This window comes from Lewinella sp. W8, assembly GCF_004375085.3.
In the GTDB taxonomy this organism is placed as follows: Bacteria; Bacteroidota; Bacteroidia; order Chitinophagales; family Saprospiraceae; genus Neolewinella.
On sequence record NZ_SNAQ03000004.1, the window covers coordinates 303,102 to 320,579 of the forward strand.

The 17,478-nt window shown below is 56.3% G+C and carries 19 protein-coding genes; 2 read left to right on the plus strand and 17 right to left on the minus strand.

From position 1 onward, the window contains the following. Window positions 1-49 precede the first annotated feature (49 nt). The 17 genes from E1J53_RS07120 to E1J53_RS24440 all read right to left on the minus strand — a co-directional run bounded on the left by E1J53_RS07120 (window position 50) and on the right by E1J53_RS24440 (window position 13,718). Window positions 50-3,244, minus strand: a complete 3,195-nt coding sequence (locus tag E1J53_RS07120) for a lantibiotic dehydratase (RefSeq protein WP_134270916.1) — start codon at window positions 3,242-3,244, stop codon at window positions 50-52. Between the two features lie 48 nt (window positions 3,245-3,292). Beyond that, complete coding sequence (locus tag E1J53_RS07125) at window positions 3,293-4,267, minus strand: LLM class flavin-dependent oxidoreductase (RefSeq protein ID WP_134270915.1); 975 nt, start codon at window positions 4,265-4,267, stop codon at window positions 3,293-3,295. A gap of 11 nt (window positions 4,268-4,278) precedes the next feature. After that, window positions 4,279-5,496, minus strand: coding sequence for a lanthionine synthetase LanC family protein (locus tag E1J53_RS07130; protein WP_134270914.1), 1,218 nt, complete (start codon window positions 5,494-5,496; stop codon window positions 4,279-4,281). Window positions 5,497-5,498: 2 nt separating this feature from the next. Beyond that, window positions 5,499-6,752, minus strand: a complete 1,254-nt coding sequence (locus E1J53_RS07135) for a hypothetical protein (protein WP_134270913.1) — start codon at window positions 6,750-6,752, stop codon at window positions 5,499-5,501. 167 nt (window positions 6,753-6,919) lie between these two features. Continuing rightward, window positions 6,920-9,358, minus strand: coding sequence for a TonB-dependent receptor (locus E1J53_RS07140; RefSeq protein WP_134270912.1), 2,439 nt, complete (start codon window positions 9,356-9,358; stop codon window positions 6,920-6,922). Window positions 9,359-9,408: 50 nt separating this feature from the next. Further along, entirely contained in the window at window positions 9,409-9,606 is a 198-nt protein-coding gene (locus E1J53_RS07145) for a hypothetical protein (protein WP_134270911.1), read from the minus strand. Between the two features lie 157 nt (window positions 9,607-9,763). Next, entirely contained in the window at window positions 9,764-9,967 is a 204-nt protein-coding gene (locus E1J53_RS07150; RefSeq protein WP_134270910.1) for a class I lanthipeptide, read from the minus strand. Between the two features lie 2 nt (window positions 9,968-9,969). Further along, complete coding sequence (locus E1J53_RS07155; RefSeq protein ID WP_134270909.1) at window positions 9,970-10,167, minus strand: class I lanthipeptide; 198 nt, start codon at window positions 10,165-10,167, stop codon at window positions 9,970-9,972. A 34-nt stretch (window positions 10,168-10,201) separates the two neighbouring features. Continuing rightward, window positions 10,202-10,405, minus strand: coding sequence for a class I lanthipeptide (locus E1J53_RS07160; protein WP_134270908.1), 204 nt, complete (start codon window positions 10,403-10,405; stop codon window positions 10,202-10,204). Between the two features lie 24 nt (window positions 10,406-10,429). Beyond that, complete coding sequence (locus tag E1J53_RS07165; RefSeq protein ID WP_134270907.1) at window positions 10,430-10,633, minus strand: hypothetical protein; 204 nt, start codon at window positions 10,631-10,633, stop codon at window positions 10,430-10,432. Between the two features lie 154 nt (window positions 10,634-10,787). After that, window positions 10,788-10,997, minus strand: a complete 210-nt coding sequence (locus tag E1J53_RS07170) for a class I lanthipeptide (RefSeq protein ID WP_134270906.1) — start codon at window positions 10,995-10,997, stop codon at window positions 10,788-10,790. Between the two features lie 68 nt (window positions 10,998-11,065). Further along, entirely contained in the window at window positions 11,066-11,266 is a 201-nt protein-coding gene (locus E1J53_RS07175; protein WP_134270905.1) for a class I lanthipeptide, read from the minus strand. A 61-nt stretch (window positions 11,267-11,327) separates the two neighbouring features. Beyond that, the gene (locus E1J53_RS07180; RefSeq protein WP_134270904.1) at window positions 11,328-11,537 is read right to left on the minus strand and encodes a class I lanthipeptide; all 210 of its coding nucleotides are present in this window, start codon (window positions 11,535-11,537) and stop codon (window positions 11,328-11,330) included. A 320-nt stretch (window positions 11,538-11,857) separates the two neighbouring features. Continuing rightward, window positions 11,858-12,391: a hypothetical protein gene (locus tag E1J53_RS07185; protein ID WP_134270903.1), complete on the minus strand. Its 534-nt coding sequence runs from the start codon at window positions 12,389-12,391 to the stop codon at window positions 11,858-11,860. Between the two features lie 58 nt (window positions 12,392-12,449). Next, window positions 12,450-12,977 (minus strand): aspartyl/asparaginyl beta-hydroxylase domain-containing protein, encoded by a 528-nt coding sequence (locus tag E1J53_RS07190; protein WP_134270902.1) that lies wholly within the window; start codon window positions 12,975-12,977, stop codon window positions 12,450-12,452. Window positions 12,978-13,023: 46 nt separating this feature from the next. Further along, window positions 13,024-13,476: a hypothetical protein gene (locus E1J53_RS07195; protein WP_134270901.1), complete on the minus strand. Its 453-nt coding sequence runs from the start codon at window positions 13,474-13,476 to the stop codon at window positions 13,024-13,026. A gap of 113 nt (window positions 13,477-13,589) precedes the next feature. Beyond that, window positions 13,590-13,718: a hypothetical protein gene (locus E1J53_RS24440; RefSeq protein WP_256366175.1), complete on the minus strand. Its 129-nt coding sequence runs from the start codon at window positions 13,716-13,718 to the stop codon at window positions 13,590-13,592. A 373-nt stretch (window positions 13,719-14,091) separates the two neighbouring features. Between E1J53_RS24440 and E1J53_RS07200 the strand changes: the two genes are divergently transcribed. Then, window positions 14,092-15,540: a hypothetical protein gene (locus E1J53_RS07200; RefSeq protein ID WP_134270900.1), complete on the plus strand. Its 1,449-nt coding sequence runs from the start codon at window positions 14,092-14,094 to the stop codon at window positions 15,538-15,540. A 207-nt stretch (window positions 15,541-15,747) separates the two neighbouring features. Further along, the gene (locus E1J53_RS24145) at window positions 15,748-17,169 is read left to right on the plus strand and encodes a mechanosensitive ion channel family protein (RefSeq protein WP_216650019.1); all 1,422 of its coding nucleotides are present in this window, start codon (window positions 15,748-15,750) and stop codon (window positions 17,167-17,169) included. Window positions 17,170-17,478 lie beyond the last annotated feature (309 nt).

The following is a 17,478-nucleotide window of genomic DNA, read 5'->3' on the forward strand; positions in this document are numbered from 1 at the left end:
CCCGGCTTTCGGGCTTCGCAACTCCCCTGCTGGCGGGAAAATTTGAAGATTATTTCTTCACGGCCGTCTTCTGACGCTGGCGCTCCATCTGCTTTTGCTGCAGGTAGAAGCGTTCCAGCATGAAGAACATCACGTGCTCGTGCACCTTGTTCTTACTGGCCGCGAAGCGCAGTATCGACATATGGATGTAGCTCTGCAGACCTTCCATTTTGTCCTGAATGCTCAGGTGACGGAAGTGCTGCTGGTAGATTTCCGTAATGTCCTTCCGGAAGACCGCCAGAATCTGCCGCATGGCGGCTTCCTGCTCAAAGGGGAACTGCTCGGCCACGACCGCCGCCGCAATCTTCGGCAGGTGGTTTTTGTAGCGAAGGGTCAGGTCCCGTTTCTGGAGCTTATTGGTGTTGAAGATATGGCTGAAGGTCTCCCGGCGCTCCTTGAGGAACTCCCCGATCTGCTTGTCGTCCAGCTCGAATACCTCCACGTAAATCTGCATCATCCGCATCATGAGGAGCCATTCTTCGTCCTTGTTGACCTCGGCACTCAGCAGGCTCTTCAGGCGCACGACGGCCGTACTATCCACGGCGAAAAGTTCTTCGCTGGCGCGCATCAGGTCGGCACCGTAGCGCTCCAGCTCCCGCTGGTAGGTGTCCACCATGATCTTCCAGATGAAACCATTTTCCAGTTCCGGAGCGAAGTATTCGTTCATCCGGCGGATGACCTCCCCGATGGCGGCGTGGTCGGGCGTACGGAAGCGGATGCGGAGGTGGTAGTCGGGGTCGCGCAGGCGGAGGAAGAAGAAGCTCGAGATCAGTCCCTCGCGGTGCAGCTCGGCCAGGAAGACGGGCAGGCGCTCACTAACGATTTTCTCCACGGCGTTTGCGCCGGCGTAGAGCTTGAAGAAGATCCACTCGCTGCTGGGGAACACGGTGCGGGGGGTGTCCGCCACCGCCTCTACGATCTCGGGCGCCACGCGCTTCGGGTGCCGCAGAAATACCTCGTTGCGGAAGGGCAGCAGGAGTTCGTGGGCGTAACCCTGTCCCTGGTGCTCGAACCAGTAGTCTTCGGCCTGGACGCCGATGGCCTCCGTGATCAGGATGAGGTTCGTCTCGATGATCTCGGAGAAGAGGAACAGGCTGGCCTGGTTGTTCAGGTCGATGAAGATCGGGGTGCCGCGGTCGTGGTAGTTGAAGGTGCGGGGCCATCCCTGCTCGTCGAAGTGCGCTCTGACCTTCTCAGCGAATTCCTCGAAGGGGAAGTTTTTCAGCTTCTTGATCTCGTGGGTAGGAATGCGCCAGCTGGCCGGACGGAACACGAAGTTCTTATACTGGAGGCGGGGGATGTAGTCCACCATCTTGGTGATGGGCCCCAGGTTGGGCGCAAACTCGTAGTAGCCGTGGTGGTACTCCTCCTGCAGGGTCGCCAGGAACTTGTACACGGGCAGGCAGTTGTGGAAATAGTTGTGAGCGTTGGAGAGGCGGGGAACGATTTCCTTGCCCAGGCTTTTGCTCACGAGCACCAGCCGTCCGCCCCGCAGGCCAAGGTACAGGTCCGTTACGGGAATCAGGCCCTCCTCGGTGGAGTTGGATTTGGTGATATAACCGATTTCGTACTGATGAATTTTGGGTCGCTCGGTAATGTTACCCACCCGGAAGTTGGCCAGGTGGTTTACCTCGGCGATCACGTTATCCCCGACGCTCTGTGCCTCAAAGTCGGCCAGCTCCCGCAGGCAGTCTTCGATTTCGTCGTTGAGGTGGGCGAAGCGGGCCAGCAGCGCCGTGGCGCTGTCTTTGCCGATGCCCTTGAACACGATGGTGGGCTCCTCTTCGCCGGGGTTGGGGACCACGTTGATCATCGCCAGCGCCGTGGGCGGAATGTTCTCCAGGTCGTAGCTGAAGCGCTCCATGTCCTTGTCGGTCAGCTCAATCGTTTCGCTGCCTTCGGCGCGGGCCTTCAGGATGCGGTCCAGCAGGAAGGAATGCAGGTTGAAATCCCACTTGACGTCCCGCTCTTTGCTGGTCTTCATCCGCGGTGCCCGGGGAAGGTTATCCACCAGTGGCGTGAAGGTGAAGGCTTCGGATCCCAGGTTGTCAAAGCCGATGCCCAGCTCGGGGTCGAGGGCCTCCAGCAGCGGCACCATCCGGCGCTCGTAGCGTTCGTCAAACTGCTTTTTGAACTTGGCCAGGCTGTTGCCCGTCGGCACCCGACAGAGCTTGGCGAAGGCCTTCATTCCCCGCTGAATGTGGCGGGCCATCTGGAAGTCAACCCGCGGCGTTCCCGTGGTGACGACCTCACTGTCCAACCGGATGATGTTGGGGTAGGCCTTTCCGTGAAATGCTTCCACGGTAGCGGCGATGTTCCGGTAGCGCACGACATTCTTCTCGTCCCCCAGTCCGCTGATCTGCGCTTCCAGGGCATTGAGGTGATTGAGGTAGCGCTCCACGGTAGTCGCGGCCGGCGTGTCCTCGGCGCGGTCCTGGCAACCCTCCAGAATTTCCCGGAGCTGGTCCTGATAGCCGGTACCCACTACCCGGGGTTCCAGCTCACTGATGAGAATCTTGGCGTCGATCAACTGAAGAATGAACCCTTTCGCTTCACTCACGGTGACGTCTTCATCGGCAATCAGGGAAGCCAGTTCTCCGATCGTTTTCCCCTGAGCGGCGGCGTCCCGAAGGATTTGAATATATTCGTTATTGGAGAAAATAGACAGGTTGTAGGCCCGCCCGGACTGGCTGTCCACGTACTCCACGTAGCGGGATTTGGTGCCAATGTCCAGGATGGAATTGTTGGGATAAAAACGCAGCAATTCCAGGATACCGGGCTGGTCCCGGAACTCATTGGCCAGGAAAATCATGTAGGCCGTATCCAGCTTTACTTCCCGGCGGAGTTTATAGTCTTTGATCGCTTCCGTCGTCGTGTCAGAATTGACGACTTCCCCGCTTCCTACGCCGGCACACAGTCCGAAGGGCGTGGCCCGGTAACTCATCCGGTTCAGGTACTTCAGCGCCGTTACCCGAAAGCGAGACATCCGCTTGGGGTCCGCTTCCGTTTGGAGGGAACCAACGAGAAACTTCTCTACTTCTTCGAAAAAGACCGGGGAAGCCACGTAGATCGCTTCCTGCACCTGATCTTTACTCAGGGCCTCCGCGAGAAACTCATCGACGGAGGAATAATTGCTGGCCGCGTCAAAAGCGGTGACCGGCAGCATGGGAGTTCGGTAGACGTATTTGTTGAAAAATTTGATCATGACTATGGTATTTTCTGTATTCGCTAAGCAATTATTTCTTGTGGGTTTCTAGGCGTAGGTGGGCGTGGACAACCGGGCGCTATTGGAGCCTACGGCGGGAAGCTGAAAGGCCTTGCTGAGTAGCTCCAGGCTCTCCAGTTTTTCCTCATTCCGCTCGTTGGTGTCGAAGATGACAAACTCATCTACGCCGTACCGGCGTGACAGGGCGTCAATGCGCTCCAGAAAGAGTTCCGGCGGGCCGACTACGGTATTGGGAGTAATTGTCCCCTTACCCTGTTTTTTCAGCCGTTCTTTGGCGGCTTGCAGCCGCCGCTCATCCTCCTGGCAAATGCCCACCAGGGCGATGATGGCCCGGGGTAGGTATCCGTGTTGCGCCCGGAACTCCTCGCGGTAGCGCGCAATGATGTCGTACTCCTCGTAGTTCAGGCTGTTGATGTCGTGGAAGGTCGACTTCACCATGTGCATCTGGCCGCGAATGGCCTCCGGATATTTCCGGAAGGAAGATCCCAGCCAGAAGAGTTCCGGCGCCCCGCCGAAGACCGGCGGGATCATGGTCTGCTCTTCCTCCATGATCCGGTGCTCGTCGTGCAGCAGGGTCGCTACCCGCTGAACCCGCTCGGTGAAATCGTCGGGGTACTCGGCGAATTGCTCGCACCGCATTTGCCGGCCGATCCGGGGGGCGGGTCGGCCGTTGGCGAAGCCCAGGTCACACCGGCCGGGAAAAAGATTGGCGAGCAGCTTGAAGTCACAGGCGACGTGATAGGGAGAATAGAAGTTCATGAGCACGCCCGCCATACCCACTTTGATGCGGTCCGTCTGTTGCAGCAGGAGGGGCAGCAGCATCTGCGGAGAGGACCAGGGCGCCATGGCGTTGAACAGGTGGTGCTCTCCGAGCCAGAACCGGGAAAAGCCCAGTTCGTCGGCGCGTTCAGCGTACTCCAGTACGTCGAGTACCGAATGCATGCTGCTCTGGTCGCGGTGGCGGTTGCCGAATTCTAGAAGGCCGAGTTTGATGTTCTTCATGGCGGAGTGGCTTACAGGTTAAGAAGGAAGAAGTCGCTGGCGGGGAGATTTGCTTCCGGAAGGCTGCCGAGCATCCCCAGGCTGACCCCGGGCAACCCCTCCAGCATTGAGAGGGTCCGGGTGACCGGTTCGGTAGTGTGCTCGGGGGTGTGCATCAGGGTCTCGGCGTGATCGAGCCAGTGCCGGTGGGCGTGGCCGCAGGCCGCGCTGCCGGTTTCCCGTGCAATGGCGGCAAACATGTAGGAGGTGCCAATGGCCCCGTGGCAGAAGTAGGGGTTCACGTTGATCTGGGCGTTGGCGGGGTCCAGTCGGGTGGCCAAGTGGTCGGATAGCCGCCGGCCGCGGGCGTATTGCTCCTCGTCCCCGATCACCTTACCCACCTTCAGTTGGGCCAGGGCCACGTTGATGTCTCCGTAGCACCACCCCACCCGGGAAACGTAGGCTCCGGGGCGCTCTTTTTCCCAGTGCTCGGGATCGTTTTCCACCACGAAGGTGGGATAGAAAACCTGCCACTGCTCTTCCGGATTTTCCGGGCGGCGGTAGCTTTCCATGTACCGTCCGATATCCTGCAGGAGGGTCCGCATCAGTGCGGGGCGGTAGCCCCGCCGCAGGGCTTCGGCGAAGATCAACTGATGACCGGCCAGGCCGTGGGCCAACCCGAAGCTGTATTCTTCGGGATGCTGTTCCATGATGACGCTGTTGTAGATCCGGCTTCCGCGATCGTCGGTAACGAGTTGCGCCACGTAGGTGTCAATAATTTCGTCCATGGCGGGCTCAACGACCGGGTTCGGCCACCGCTTCAGGAAGGTTAAAAAGACCCCGAGCGGCCCGTGCAGGTAGTCGGTGTTGCGTTTCGCAAAATCCTTACGGCACTCCTTCATCAAGACGTCCACCAGGGTGGCGTAGGTCGTCTCCGGGAGGTAGGCCGGCGCCAGGCCCTCGGCTTCCAGGTGGTCCAGGGTGTACATCACGCCCGCCAGACCCGAGCAGAAGGTGTGCAGGGAGCTCGTACGGAGTTTGCCCTCGTTGAGACGGTTGACGATTTCGGTGAGCATCGTTTCGCTGAGTTGCTGGTAGCTCGGGTCCAGGTGGCGGCCGACGTGAGCGGCCGACAGGGCAATTCCACTCAATCCTCCCATCAGAGAAATGCTGAACTTCTCCGTGTAGGCCAATGCAAATTCCCTCATTTTTTCGGTGGCTAATTCAAAGCCGTTGGCGGTAGCGATCATGGTTAGTTCAGGTAAAAGATTGAATAAAAAGTGTCGTAGTTTCCTTCAATGGCCAGCTCGGTGATGAAGCCGCCCACGGGGCCTTCGTAGAGGCTCACGGACTGCATGGCGAGGTAGGAGTACCGGTCAAATACCGGCAGGTCGGTGCCGCTCGTGCGGTTGTCGTAGTACTGGTCGCGCCAGTATTCGGCGGCGGAGCGGAAGGTGATGTCTCCCGTCAGCGTGTGCAGGCGGTGGAAGAACAGCCAGGCACCGGGCCGACCGTACAGCAGGCGATTGTCCGTAATGCCGGTGTCTTCGGCCGACTGCCGACGGGCCGTCCACCGCAGCCGGTGCAGGATCCGGGCCGCCATTCGGCGGTCATCCAGGGCTAATGCTCCCCGCCACTGGGCGAAGAGGATACCGGCATCACCGTAGGCCAACGACAGCCGACTGTTACCGCCCCGGGATCCGTCGGCGAAGTAGGCTCCCGCCTCGGCGGGGTTTTGCCGCCGCTCCTCCAGGGCAGTGACCAGAGCACGGACCTCCCGGCGGGCCAGCGGGTCCTGCGGCTGATCCCGGAGGATGGCCGCCGCACAGGAGAGCCAGCAGGCCAGGCCGTGGCTGATGCCCGTAGCGTAGCGGTACTTCCCGGCCTTGGTCGTGGCGTTTAGGTCGGCGGGGATGGCCCGCAGGATTTCCGGAAACAGATGGCGGAACTGGTCGGGAAACTGGACAAAATACCAGGCGGGTTGGAAGGCACCCTCGTAGGCATCCAGGTCATGGCGCGCGATGAGTGCGCGCATCCGGGTGACCAGTAAATCATCAATCAGAGCTAGCAGTGGGGCGGCGGATTCCTCCACGTCCAGGGTACTTCCGTAGTGCCGCAGGAAGGTGGCCAGTTCGCTCATTTCGATGAGCATGCTGCCCCGCTTGCCGCCCCGGGCCACGCCCTCCACGCAGGCCCAGCACAGTTTTTGGGCAGTCTGCCAGTCCTGCTGGTGCCCCCACTTCAGGAAGCGAAAGAGGTAGAACAGGCTCAGTCCGTTCAGGCCAAATCCCGTATCGTAGCGATTCACGATGGGCTCGTGCTGCTCCAGGTAACCGTCCAGGCGGCGCATGGCCTCGGCCGTGGAAGCATTGGGCTCTGAAGTGTTTACGCGGCAGGCCAGGGAGGAATTGGGCACTGACGTGCGGGTGCCGGGGATATCCTGATCAGCCGTGAACCGGGTGGCAAGATCGGGCGTGATGGCCGGAGAATTTTGCTGGATGGACATGGTGAACGATTGAAGGTTTACGGAGGAAGATGGCATGGATAGGGCCCTACCCGGGGCCCCGGCTCAGCAAGCGTGCCACGTGGCACCTGCGCGTATGCGCCCCCTGCCAAGCCGGATCCCACGGGATTTTCTGGGTCCAGTCCCGGTTAACACCGGTAGGTAACGGGTTATTCCGCGCGGAAGCGATCCACTTCGCCGGAGGGGCCACGCTGATAATTCTTGCGCAGCTTACCCAGGCGGTAGTTGGCGGAAACGGAGAGTCGTCGGGTGTTGAAATCCGAGAAGTAGTTGCCCGCGTAGCCGGGGAAGAAGTTGTCTCCGGCGGCGTTGAAGGTGTTGAATACGTCGCTCAGGTTCACCACCAGCGTCAGCGCGTCACCGGGCACCTTGTACCGGAACCCGACGCCGAGGCGCCAGCGGTCGGCGGTCTCGCCCTGGAAGTAGGTGCGCCCGCGGAGGTAGTAGAAGGAGTTCTCGAAGGAAAGTCGGTCGGTGATCTTGTACTGGGACCCACCGGAGATGGTCACCTTGGTGTCCTGCGTCCCCTCGATGCCGGGTTCCTGGAACTGCTCGTAGAAGGTGTAGGTGAAGGGCAGCACCAGGCCGGAGAGTTGTCCGCGCAGACGACCTCCTTCGCCGAAGCGGAAGTAAATCGTGGTCAGGGCGTAGATGGCCTCGGCCCGGTAGGCGTTCTCGGGGGTGATGGTCGTGGTCACGCCATCCTCGCCCAGACGCCGGACGTCCTGGGTGTAGTTGGTGCCGTTGATGTAGCCCAGGTTCAGGTTCAGGAACTGGAACAACTGGGCCGTGAAGCTCACCCGGTGGGTGATCTGGGGCAGCAGCGTATTGTTACCCGCCCGGAAGGTGAAGGCGTCCACGAAGCGAACGTAGGGGTTCAGCTGCAGATAGTCCGGCCGGGTAATGGAGGAGCTGTAGTTCACCGACGCCCGGAACTTCTGTCCGCCATCGAAGCTCAACGACACGTTGGGGAACAGGTTGGTGTAATCCTGCGTTCCGGTGAGGTTGACTTTGTAGCTTTCGGTTTCGATGGCGCTGTGTTCCACCCGGAGTCCTCCCTCAAAGGCAAAGGCACCCATTTTCTGCTGGTAGGCCAGGTAGGCGGCGTAGACGCGCTCCCGGTAGCGGAGGCTGTCGCTCAGGGCGAGATTCCGGCGGGGCGGCTGGAAGGAGATGGTATCGTAGGTGGCGAAGTTTTCAATTTCCCCGTCGGTGATCTTGGCACCAATTTTGAAGTGCGCATCGGGGTTGAGGTACTTCGTGTAGTCGGCCCGGAAGGTTACCTGGGCACCGTCCAGCGGGAGCTGAGCCTGGAGGCGGGTTCCCTCGTCGAGAGAAATGGTTGGGGGCTGGCGGCGGGTGAAAATGGGATTTTCCCGGGAGAAGCCCGTGAGGTAGCCCAGGGTGAGGCGCAACTCACTGCCCAGCGTGTCCAGGTCATTTTCGTAGTACAGGTCGGCGGTGGTGAGGTTGTCCCTCAGGTTATTGTCTTCCTGGAAGAGAATGTCGTCTCCGGCAAAAATGCCGCCGGTGGTGGAGAGTCGGTTGTGGTCGGTTTCCCCGTCGGTGAAGTAGGAGTTGGCGCTGGCTCCGATGCGCTGGTTGTCGGTCAGGTCGTACTCCAGGCCGAGGTTAAAGGAGGGCAGCAGGTTCAGGGTATTCGTTTCGGAGAAATGATCGATGGTGCCAATTTCGTTGCCGCTGGCGTCGGAATAGATTTCGTTCCGTCGGGCGGTACCGTAGGAGAAGTTTCGGTTGAAACCCACGCCGCCGTTAAACCGCAGCTTTTGCCCGTTCCAGTTAAGGTATACGTTGTGGCTGTTGCTCAGCTCCCGGTCGATGGTGATCCGGTTGCTCAGGTTGAGGTTATAGAGTTGTTCGACGTTGCGGTCGGTGATGATGTTGATTTCGCCCCCCGAACCGGCGGCGTCCTGGTCGACGGATTTGCCGTTGGTCACCACGATGGACTTGATGCTGGAGGCGGGGATGCTTTCCAGCAGCGTGGCGGCCTGCTGGCCGGTCATGGTTTTGCGGCGACCGTTGAAGAGGACCGTCACGTTGCCCATCCCGTTGAGGGTGATGCTGCGGCCATCGACGAAAATGCCGGGCACCTGATCGAGAATTTCCAGGCCGTTGCTGTTGTCCCGCCCGACCAGCTGGTCGACCGCTACGGTCATCTTATTGGCCGCGAAGGTTACGGTGGGTCGGTAGCTGGTTACTTCCACCGTGCTCAATAGATTGGCACTGGCTTCCATGGTCACGTCTACCCGGCGACGCTCGCCCGCTTCGAGGCTGAAGGCGGGGGTGCGGATGTCCTCGTAGGACATGCGGTTGAGGTTGAGGAAGTAGGTGCCCGGAGCGATACCGGTGATGATGAAGTCTCCGTTTTCGTCGGCGAGTTGAAAGTCAACCACGGTGGAGTCTTGCTGACGCATAACCGCTACGGAGGCAAAATCAACGAAGCTACCGGTCGTGGCGTCGGTAATTGCCCCTTCGATACTGGCCGTGGATTGCTGGCCGAATACCGCGGCACTAAAGCCGAGGGTCAGGAACAACAGCCAACCTATTTTTTGGGTATTGTGAAACATGATTTGATAAATTTTCAGTGATGATGGATGCGTGAGATGGTAAATCCGGATCAACCGCAGGAACGTCTGCAGCAGCTGAAGCTACCGAGGCCGGAGCCTCGGCCTCCACCCCCAAATCCCGGGGGGGTAAGGGGATCCTTAGCGTCTGCGGACAGACGGCCGGATTCCTGATCGGGCAGGGCGGATTGCTGGGCTTGGGCAAGACGTAGCAGGCTGTCCTTCTCGAGGACCAGTAGCGATTTCTTCATTTCTTCGGGTTTGAAAAGCGGGGAGGCCGGCGGCTATGGGTATATCTACTGTTGGTCTATGGTATGTAGACTCCGACTTGAGGCAGGAGTGGAACTAGTGCCGGCCTCCACCGCGAAATATGAAAGATGCTAGTTGTAGGTCGATAAGGGTTGGTTTTTAACAGCTTTTACGACAGCAGGACAGCGGCTCGTCGGGCTCCTTGGTTCCGCCGCCACCGGCCTCAAGACCGATGGTGGGGCTAATGGTAACACAGCCGCTCATCAGGCTATCAGTTTCATTACCTCCGGCCAGTTGAGCCATCTGGTCTTTTTGAAGGCGCCGGACTACCTGCTTGTCGAGTTGGAGTTGTTTCTTTTCCATGATTAGTTGATTCCGGGCTCTACGGTTGGAGAGGGTTCTTCCTTCTCGTTGCAGGTTTTGCGACAGCAGCTCTTGGGGTCGTCGGTGAAGCCGGCGTCGACGTTGCTTTCGAAGGCGGCGGCGCCACCAGCGGCAGCCTGCATCTGGTCGGCTTGAAGTCTGACCAGCGTTTCTTTGTCCAGGTTGAGTTTCTTTTTCATCGTACTTCAGATTTTGTACCTCCGGGGGAGGTGATTAGTTACGGCAGCTTTTGGAGCAGCAGCTGTCCTGATTGGGGGTAGAGGTGATTTCCTGCTCCTGGGTGAAGCCGGCGTCTGCGCCAATGGTTTTTACGGTAGACTCGTAGGGGCTGTCGGAACCGCCGGTAATGGCGTGGGCCTGGGCGTCCTTCAGCCGGGCGAGTGATTGCTTGTCTAAGGATAATTTTGGCTTACTCATTTTGTATGAAATTTTGAAGGGTGATTAACAAGATTTTTTACAGCAACTGGGAGCAGGATCCAGGGGGTTTTGACCTTTTCCCGGGGCTTTCTCCAGGGGGAAGACCGGGTTGCCGCCAACCTTGGAAAAATTATTTTCGTCGGCTCCCGCGGTAAGCATTTCCAGTTGCCAGTCCTGGAGTCGTGCAAGGCGTTCGACGTCCAGTTTGAGGTTCTTTTTCTTTTGCATAGCTCAGGCTGATTCAAGTCAAAACAATGATCACTGCTCGCTACATCATCGTCAACCCTCCTCCGGGCGTATCGCGAAAACCCGGGATGAAATAGAGTAGGGTGCGCATCCGGTTTCGGGAAGGGTGAACCGGAAGAGGGTTGACTTTGATGAATTAAGCGGGCTCCTCCGTACAGGATTTCTTGCAGCAGCTGCCACCGTTCTTCTGAGCGGTGTCACCGTCCAGGGCCGCCAGTCCGATGGTGGGCTCGATGACGATGGTGGTGGAACCTGGACCTTCGCCACCGGCGGCGGCGGAAAGCTGTTCTTCCTGCAGGCGTACGAGACGCTCCTTGTCGAGGTTGAGGTTGTTGTTATTTGCCATTTTGTAATTGATTGAAAGGTTAACGGTAGGGGGCCGGAACGGTAATCAGCCCCGGCCCCCGGGTTCGATTAGCAAGACTTTTTGCAGCAGCTACCGCTGGTCTTGTCCGCAGTACCATCGCCGTCGACGGCGTTGAGGCCGATCGTGGGGCTGATGGTGATGTCTACGGATCCGGGGCCGTCTTCGGCGCCGCCGGCGGCGGCACTGAGCTGTTGTTCCTGCAGGCGTACGAGACGCTCTTTATCGAGGTTGAGACCGTTGTTTTCCATTACTATGTATGATGAATTATTGAATGATAAGTGACAGGGCACGGGGCCCTGACCAGGGCCTTTAGCAAGACTTCTTGCAGCAGCTACCACTGGTTTTTTCTCCAGTACCGTCGGTGGCGTTCAGCAGGGGCACGTCGATGGTGGGAGAAATGGTGATGGTGGTAGAGCCAGGGCCATCTTCGGCGCCGCCGGCAGCGGCGTTGAGCTGCTGCTCCTGAAGACGTACGAGGCGTTCTTTGTCCAGCTTGAGGTCCTTATTATCATTGGCCATAACAGAATGAATTATTGGTGATTGAATTATTGAATTGACATGAATTTGGCATGTGCTTAGTGATGGGTTACCGGAGTCAGAGGAAAGGTTTTAAGTCTGTTTTTCCGGCCCCTGAGCGTTGGACGCCGCTCGGGCGTTGAAGTGTTCCACTTCAGCGTTGTTCCAGTTATTTCCCCCAAAGGGGATGGAAATGTTGGTGTGCCCACAAAGCGTACATAGCAAGAGGTTTGGTGAAGGAATAAGGTGCCAGAGATAACCCGGGGGTTATCGTTTAAAGTGGTGCCGAGATGGCAGTTGTTTTTGGGTTTTTATTAAGGGGATCAGAAGCTTTCTACCTGACCGGAGGGGAATATTTCCCGGAGCGCAAGGTTCATGAGCTCCTCGGTGTTGCTCTCGTTCAGGATTTGATTGTCTCGGTGGATGATGCAGGCAATGTAGGAATTGGACTGACCGGGATTGTGCACGATCCGGTTGACCATCGTTCCCGTTTTGCCGGTTGCTTTTTCGTACATCTTTAACCAGATGTTGTATACCCTCAGGAGTTCTTTACCCCGACCGTCTTCCCGTTCGATATCAAAGAACCCGATGCGGTTGTTCACCGAGAGGAAGTCGATGATGGTATCCATCAGCGTATACTGAATCCGGGCATCATACCCCTTGTGCTGGATTTTGACTACTTCGAAGTAGATCTCGTAGATCTCCAGGTCAATTCCTAGATAGATGGGAAGTACGTCTTCCTGCCAATACCGGACGAATCGAATAGCGTAGGAATTACCTTTCTCTGTGGTGAAAACGAAGGAGTTTTCGTCATGCCGCCGCAGTGGATAGGCGTAGAGTTTGGCCAGTTGTCCCATGAGGAAGTACTTTTTCGGATGTCATCGATATATCTATCAATCATCGGAGGATGCTTTGCTAAGAAACTGCTACCGGCAGGGGCAGTAATTCCTTTTTCAGATCAATAAGGAGGGCGACCCGGGTGTGGGGGGTACGATTCCATACTTCATGCTCGATCGTGTCGTCGAAGATGAAAGTCTTTCCCTCTTCCCAGTGGCGGATGGTATTACCCACGCGCAACGCCAGGTCGCCTTCAGGCACGATTACGCCAAGGTGCATCCGCAGCACCTCGTCCGTCATGCCAACGTGAGGATAGATGATGGTACCCGGTTTGAGGGTGGAAAATCCAGCCGTCTGGATCAGGTCTTCGTGTTTCTTGAGGATGGCCGCCGTTACGGGGCAGAGCCGGTAGGCCGGGGATAGATCTTCTCCTTGCCAGCGGAAACCGAAAATGCTCCAGCCCTGGTTGTAGATCTGCTTTTCGTGCCAGTTGAGACTCAGGCTCTCCAGCTCCATTTTCTCAAATTCCTGGCGGATGTCACCCGCCGCAGCTTCTAAGTCGCGGGCAAGTTCAATCTGAAGATCATCGTAGAATTCTTTTTGCATGGCTATCGTATTTAGAATATTGTTGTCGGCTGGAGCAGGACCTTCATTATACGAGGTCGGTTTTCCGGACGGCTATTTGGGTTAAGTAATATGGTGGTACGTGATGCAGGGGGTAATCTCCCGGCAGGAGATAGTTCTCCCCGCAGTAATCGCTGATGGGAAGGTGCCCAATCTGGACGGGAGCACTCAGGGTAATGCAGTCCCGGTCAAAATGATAGGCTTCACGAGTGGCCGAAAGCTGACTGCCCTCCAGTAGAAGGCAACATGATTCGTTGTAGGGAATCAACCAGCCGGAGATAAAATCACCGGGACCTAAGTAGGGAGAGTTGTTTTTTCCCTCCTCGTCAATTTTGCAGATGCCGTGAAACCGGCAGTCGTGCTTGGGCATTCCCAGAATCACATCCACTCTGATCCGGTGGGGTGATGCCGGTACAGCAGAATCCGTAGATTCGCCATTCATTCGGCCGCCGGCAAGTTCTATGGAAGGATACTGGAACATGTTTTCGATTTTTGTCTTTTCGTATTGACAGTGGCAAAGGAAGATCGAAGCGGGGCCGAAAAACAGGACAAGTTTTATTCAAATCTTACCCCCAGATTTTGCCATTTTTGTAATTAAATGTCGTATTCGTCTTCCACGATAATGGTGAGCTGCTCCTGTTCTTCCGGAGTGAGGTTGTCAAACTCCTCGGGGCTCATGATGAGGTTAAGGGCGATGAGGATAGCGTAGAATGCAGCAGTCATGATTGGGTATTTATGGGTGAGTGTTTTGCTGTTTACGCTGTAAAGGTGCTGCCCCCCATAAGCCGGCAAAAGGACAAGAAAATGGCATTTCTTTCCCCCATTTTTGGTTTTATTATTGTTATTTTTATATGTTTATGATTGGATACTAATTACATATAGATATTTATAACCCACCCAAATCTTTCTTGGTTTTTCCTGTGTTTTACTATTGTTTTATTCTGGTTTTTCGCTTTTTTTCAAAATTATCCCTCCAGCTTCAGGGCGCCGCTTGCTGAGAAAGCGGCCATTTTTTGCTTCACGTTAATCCCAAATAATTGCTGTGCAGAAACTCCTTGAACTGGTCTCCTCGATCAATAAAAACAAAACAAAATCTGTGTCCATCATTGAACATGGACAATCAGATGGTACCAAGTTGTATCAGCTTTATGAGTTGATTAGTGACGGTAAGGTCACCTGTGATGAGGAGGCATTCGCCCAACTCTATCCGGGGTCAACGAATAAAAATCCTTACTACAAGCTGAAACATGAGCTGAGGGAAAGGCTGTACAACACGGCATTTTTTGTGGACGCGAAGCGGAGCAAATTGAGTTCCCGGCGGGAGGCAATGGTGCAATGCCAGTATTATCATGCGCTCAGTTGGATGCTGGGATTGCTCGGCGCCCGCAAAAATGCGGATACGCTGACGCAGAAAACTTTGAAAATAGCGGGGCAGTATGAGTTCGTGCACGAGTACCTGAGTGCCCTGACGCGCCTGAGCAATACCCTCACGGTAGAGGGTCGGGAAAATGAACTGCAAAAGGTCAACGAGGAAATAATCACCTACACGGAAATCCTGAGGAAGCAGGTGCTCTGTAATATTTACCTGAAGAATATTCAGGTACAATACACCAAGAACCGCTCCAGCAAGGAGTACATCGTCAAGGAAATATCGGGCTACCTCCAGAAGCTGGAAGCCCTCCCGGAATCTCCGGACACGCTTCGTTCCTATTATGTCTATAACATTCTGAAGCTCTACGCCCTGATGGCCGAGCATAAATACGAGCAGGCCATTGAGGTGGGCTCCCCCATCCGGGAACGGGTGAAGAACTACCGCTACCTGGACCGGGTGGCCTTCTACGGTATATCGGTGAACCTGACGGCCTGCTACATTGCCATGAAACGCTACGAGGAGGGAGCCGCCGTCCTGGATGATTTGCTGGTTCAGCTCAAGGCCGTAAAGTCTTCCTTCAACTGGTTTAAGGCTAAGGAAATGTCCTTCATGTTGAGTATACACTCCCGCCGCTACGACGTCAGCCGAGCCGTATTTCTGGAAGTGATGAGCAGTCCCAGATTTAGCCGCATGCCGGAGTACATCCAGGAAACCTGGCGGATATTTGCGGCCTACAAGGAAATTTTGGTCAAGTCGGGGCGGCTGTCCGAGCAGAAAGTCAAGGGAAAGCGAACCTTCAGGTTGCGGCGCTACCTGAATAACGTACCTACCTTTTCGAAAGATAAGCGGGGCCTGAACGTACCGATCCTCTTGTCTCAAATTGTGCTGTTGCTGCAGACTAAAGGGTACGATGAGCTCATTGATCGCTTTGAGGCCCTGGCCAAATACCGTGACCGGTACCTCAACCCCGAGGTCAATTACCGAAGCAACATCTTCCTGCGGATGGTACTGGAAATCGTAAAGCGGAATTTTGAGCGGGCGGAAGTGGAGCGGAAAACGGCCAAGTTGTACGGACTGCTCACCGAAGCCCCCACCGACGTCATGAACCAGAGCTACGATCAGGAGATCATTCCCTACGAAGACCTCTGGGAAATTATGCTGGATACGCTCTGACCGCCGGGTGATCATTATCCCACTTCATGGCCGGACGGACGACCTCGGCACCTGCCCTCCGTGGCCCGATTACTATTGAACAGCTTACGGGTGAAGCCACCACACGCATCCGATTTATTCATGTGCTGACATTCCTTGTCTTCTTTACCCGGAATCACGGTCCTCCGTGGCGGTCGTATTCCGCATTCTTACTACCTTGGCTAAACGATGATGGAATGGTTCAATAAAACGCGGCTATTTGAATACCGTGGCATGATGGTGGATAGTGAACAGGTCACTAATCTGGCGGCCATCATCATATTCCTGCTGATCGTCGGCTGGTTTCTCCTGAACCGCATTCTTCCCTGGTACTACAGCCGGGAAACCACGAGCGAAAAAAACCGGACCCGCACCCGTCGCGGTGTGGTGCTGGCCATCATCAGCCTGATCCTGATCTCCGCCCTCCAGATTCTGAACATTGACCTCACCATCATTGAGACCATCATTCAGAGTTGGAAGGAGACCGAAGAATACGATTTCCCACCGCGTATCCTGAGCATCCACATCAGTCACGTGGTGAAGGCCATGTTGGCACTGGGGGGAGCGAGCCTGTTTAACTTCCTGGCCCAGGAATTTCTTACCCAGCGACTGCACCTGCAAAAGCTACGTAACCCAAAGGCCGCCGGTTCCAGTAAACGCTTCCAGAACGCCGAGGAAAATTTCCGGGCCGTCCGTCCACTGCTTTACGGCGTAGCGATTGTTTTCATCCTTCACGATATCGGGGTAGGACGGGTTATCCTCCACATATTCAGTGGTACCGGCGGGGTGAACTTACTGCCCCGGGTCATCACCGTTGAGGACGTTGGGTGGGCCATCATTGCGTTGATGGCGATCCGCGTGGCCCTGACGCTTTTCATCACCCTGATCCTGAACGGTTACTACAATCGCCGCAAACTGGATCGGGGGCAGCAGTATGCCATCAACCGCCTCCTGAATTACTTCGTCTACGTTTTCGGGGTACTGTTGGTGCTCCAGATCGCGGGCTTCGACCTGGTGGTGCTCTGGACCGGTGCCGCCGCCCTGCTGGTAGGTATCGGTATCGGGCTCCAGCAAACCTTCAACGACCTAATTTGTGGCATCATCATTCTCTTCGAGCGTTCCGTTAAAGTCGGAGACGTCGTAGAACTCCAGGGCCATCAGGTCGGGACCGTCCGGAAGATCGGCGCCCGCACGAGTACGGTCGAGACCCGCGACGACATCATAGTTTTCGTCCCCAACAGTAAGTTGATCGGGGAGAACGTGACCAACTGGAGCCAGGTAGAAAAAAAGGCCCGCTTTCACGTTGCCGTCGGCGTCGCCTATGGCTCCGATACCAAGCTGGTCCGCGAAATCCTGCTGGACGTGGCCAAGGAACATCCGCACGCCCTGGATTTCCCTAAGCCCGTCGTGCGTTTCCTCGATTTTGGAGACTCGGCGCTGCTCTTTGATCTGATCTTCTTCTCCCGCAACTTCGTGGGCATTGAAGACGTGAAGAGTGACATCCGCTTTGCCATCGATGATGCCTTCCGCGCCCGGGGCGTTGAAATTCCTTTCCCGCAGCGGGATGTGTGGATTCGTTCTACCGGCCCGGCGCCGCAGGAGGAGGAGTAGGATTGGTTTGTTGGTTCGTTAGTCTGTTGGTCTGTTGGTCTGTTGGTATTTTAGTCTGTTGGTATTTTAGTCTGTTGGTATTTTAGTCTGTTGGTATTTTGGTGGGGAGCTATTGCTTCGTGTAGGTGATAAAAATTTCGCGCTTGACCCGTTGCGTCTAATGGTATTCGGACGCCAGGCTAGGGATAGTTCAATAAACTGTGTCTGGTTAAAAGTTATTCCTGAGTGCTTTCCACATTCTCCCGCAAGAAACCCCTTCGGGGATTTATTTCGGCGCGGAGAATGTGGAAAGGACGGTCCCAGGCTCTA

What these genes read in the sequence shown, in the direction of transcription:
- E1J53_RS07165 (WP_134270907.1), bottom strand. Translation starts at nt 10,633, where the DNA reads ATGCAAAAGAAAAAGAACCTCAAACTGGACGTCGAACGCCTTGCACGA.
- E1J53_RS07130 (WP_134270914.1), bottom strand. Translation starts at nt 5,496, where the DNA reads ATGATCGCTACCGCCAACGGCTTTGAATTAGCCACCGAAAAAATGAGG.
- E1J53_RS07190 (WP_134270902.1), bottom strand. Translation starts at nt 12,977, where the DNA reads ATGCAAAAAGAATTCTACGATGATCTTCAGATTGAACTTGCCCGCGAC.
- E1J53_RS24145 (WP_216650019.1), top strand. Translation starts at nt 15,748, where the DNA reads ATGATGGAATGGTTCAATAAAACGCGGCTATTTGAATACCGTGGCATG.
- E1J53_RS07155 (WP_134270909.1), bottom strand. Translation starts at nt 10,167, where the DNA reads ATGAAAAAGAAACTCAACCTGGACAAAGAAACGCTGGTCAGACTTCAA.
- E1J53_RS24440 (WP_256366175.1), bottom strand. Translation starts at nt 13,718, where the DNA reads ATGACTGCTGCATTCTACGCTATCCTCATCGCCCTTAACCTCATCATG.
- E1J53_RS07170 (WP_134270906.1), bottom strand. Translation starts at nt 10,997, where the DNA reads ATGGCAAATAACAACAACCTCAACCTCGACAAGGAGCGTCTCGTACGC.
- E1J53_RS07175 (WP_134270905.1), bottom strand. Translation starts at nt 11,266, where the DNA reads ATGGAAAACAACGGTCTCAACCTCGATAAAGAGCGTCTCGTACGCCTG.
- E1J53_RS07180 (WP_134270904.1), bottom strand. Translation starts at nt 11,537, where the DNA reads ATGGCCAATGATAATAAGGACCTCAAGCTGGACAAAGAACGCCTCGTA.
- E1J53_RS07150 (WP_134270910.1), bottom strand. Translation starts at nt 9,967, where the DNA reads ATGGAAAAGAAACAACTCCAACTCGACAAGCAGGTAGTCCGGCGCCTT.
- E1J53_RS07140 (WP_134270912.1), bottom strand. Translation starts at nt 9,358, where the DNA reads ATGTTTCACAATACCCAAAAAATAGGTTGGCTGTTGTTCCTGACCCTC.
- E1J53_RS07195 (WP_134270901.1), bottom strand. Translation starts at nt 13,476, where the DNA reads ATGTTCCAGTATCCTTCCATAGAACTTGCCGGCGGCCGAATGAATGGC.
- E1J53_RS07135 (WP_134270913.1), bottom strand. Translation starts at nt 6,752, where the DNA reads ATGTCCATCCAGCAAAATTCTCCGGCCATCACGCCCGATCTTGCCACC.
- E1J53_RS07125 (WP_134270915.1), bottom strand. Translation starts at nt 4,267, where the DNA reads ATGAAGAACATCAAACTCGGCCTTCTAGAATTCGGCAACCGCCACCGC.
- E1J53_RS07120 (WP_134270916.1), bottom strand. Translation starts at nt 3,244, where the DNA reads ATGATCAAATTTTTCAACAAATACGTCTACCGAACTCCCATGCTGCCG.
- E1J53_RS07185 (WP_134270903.1), bottom strand. Translation starts at nt 12,391, where the DNA reads ATGGGACAACTGGCCAAACTCTACGCCTATCCACTGCGGCGGCATGAC.
- E1J53_RS07160 (WP_134270908.1), bottom strand. Translation starts at nt 10,405, where the DNA reads ATGAGTAAGCCAAAATTATCCTTAGACAAGCAATCACTCGCCCGGCTG.
- E1J53_RS07145 (WP_134270911.1), bottom strand. Translation starts at nt 9,606, where the DNA reads ATGAAGAAATCGCTACTGGTCCTCGAGAAGGACAGCCTGCTACGTCTT.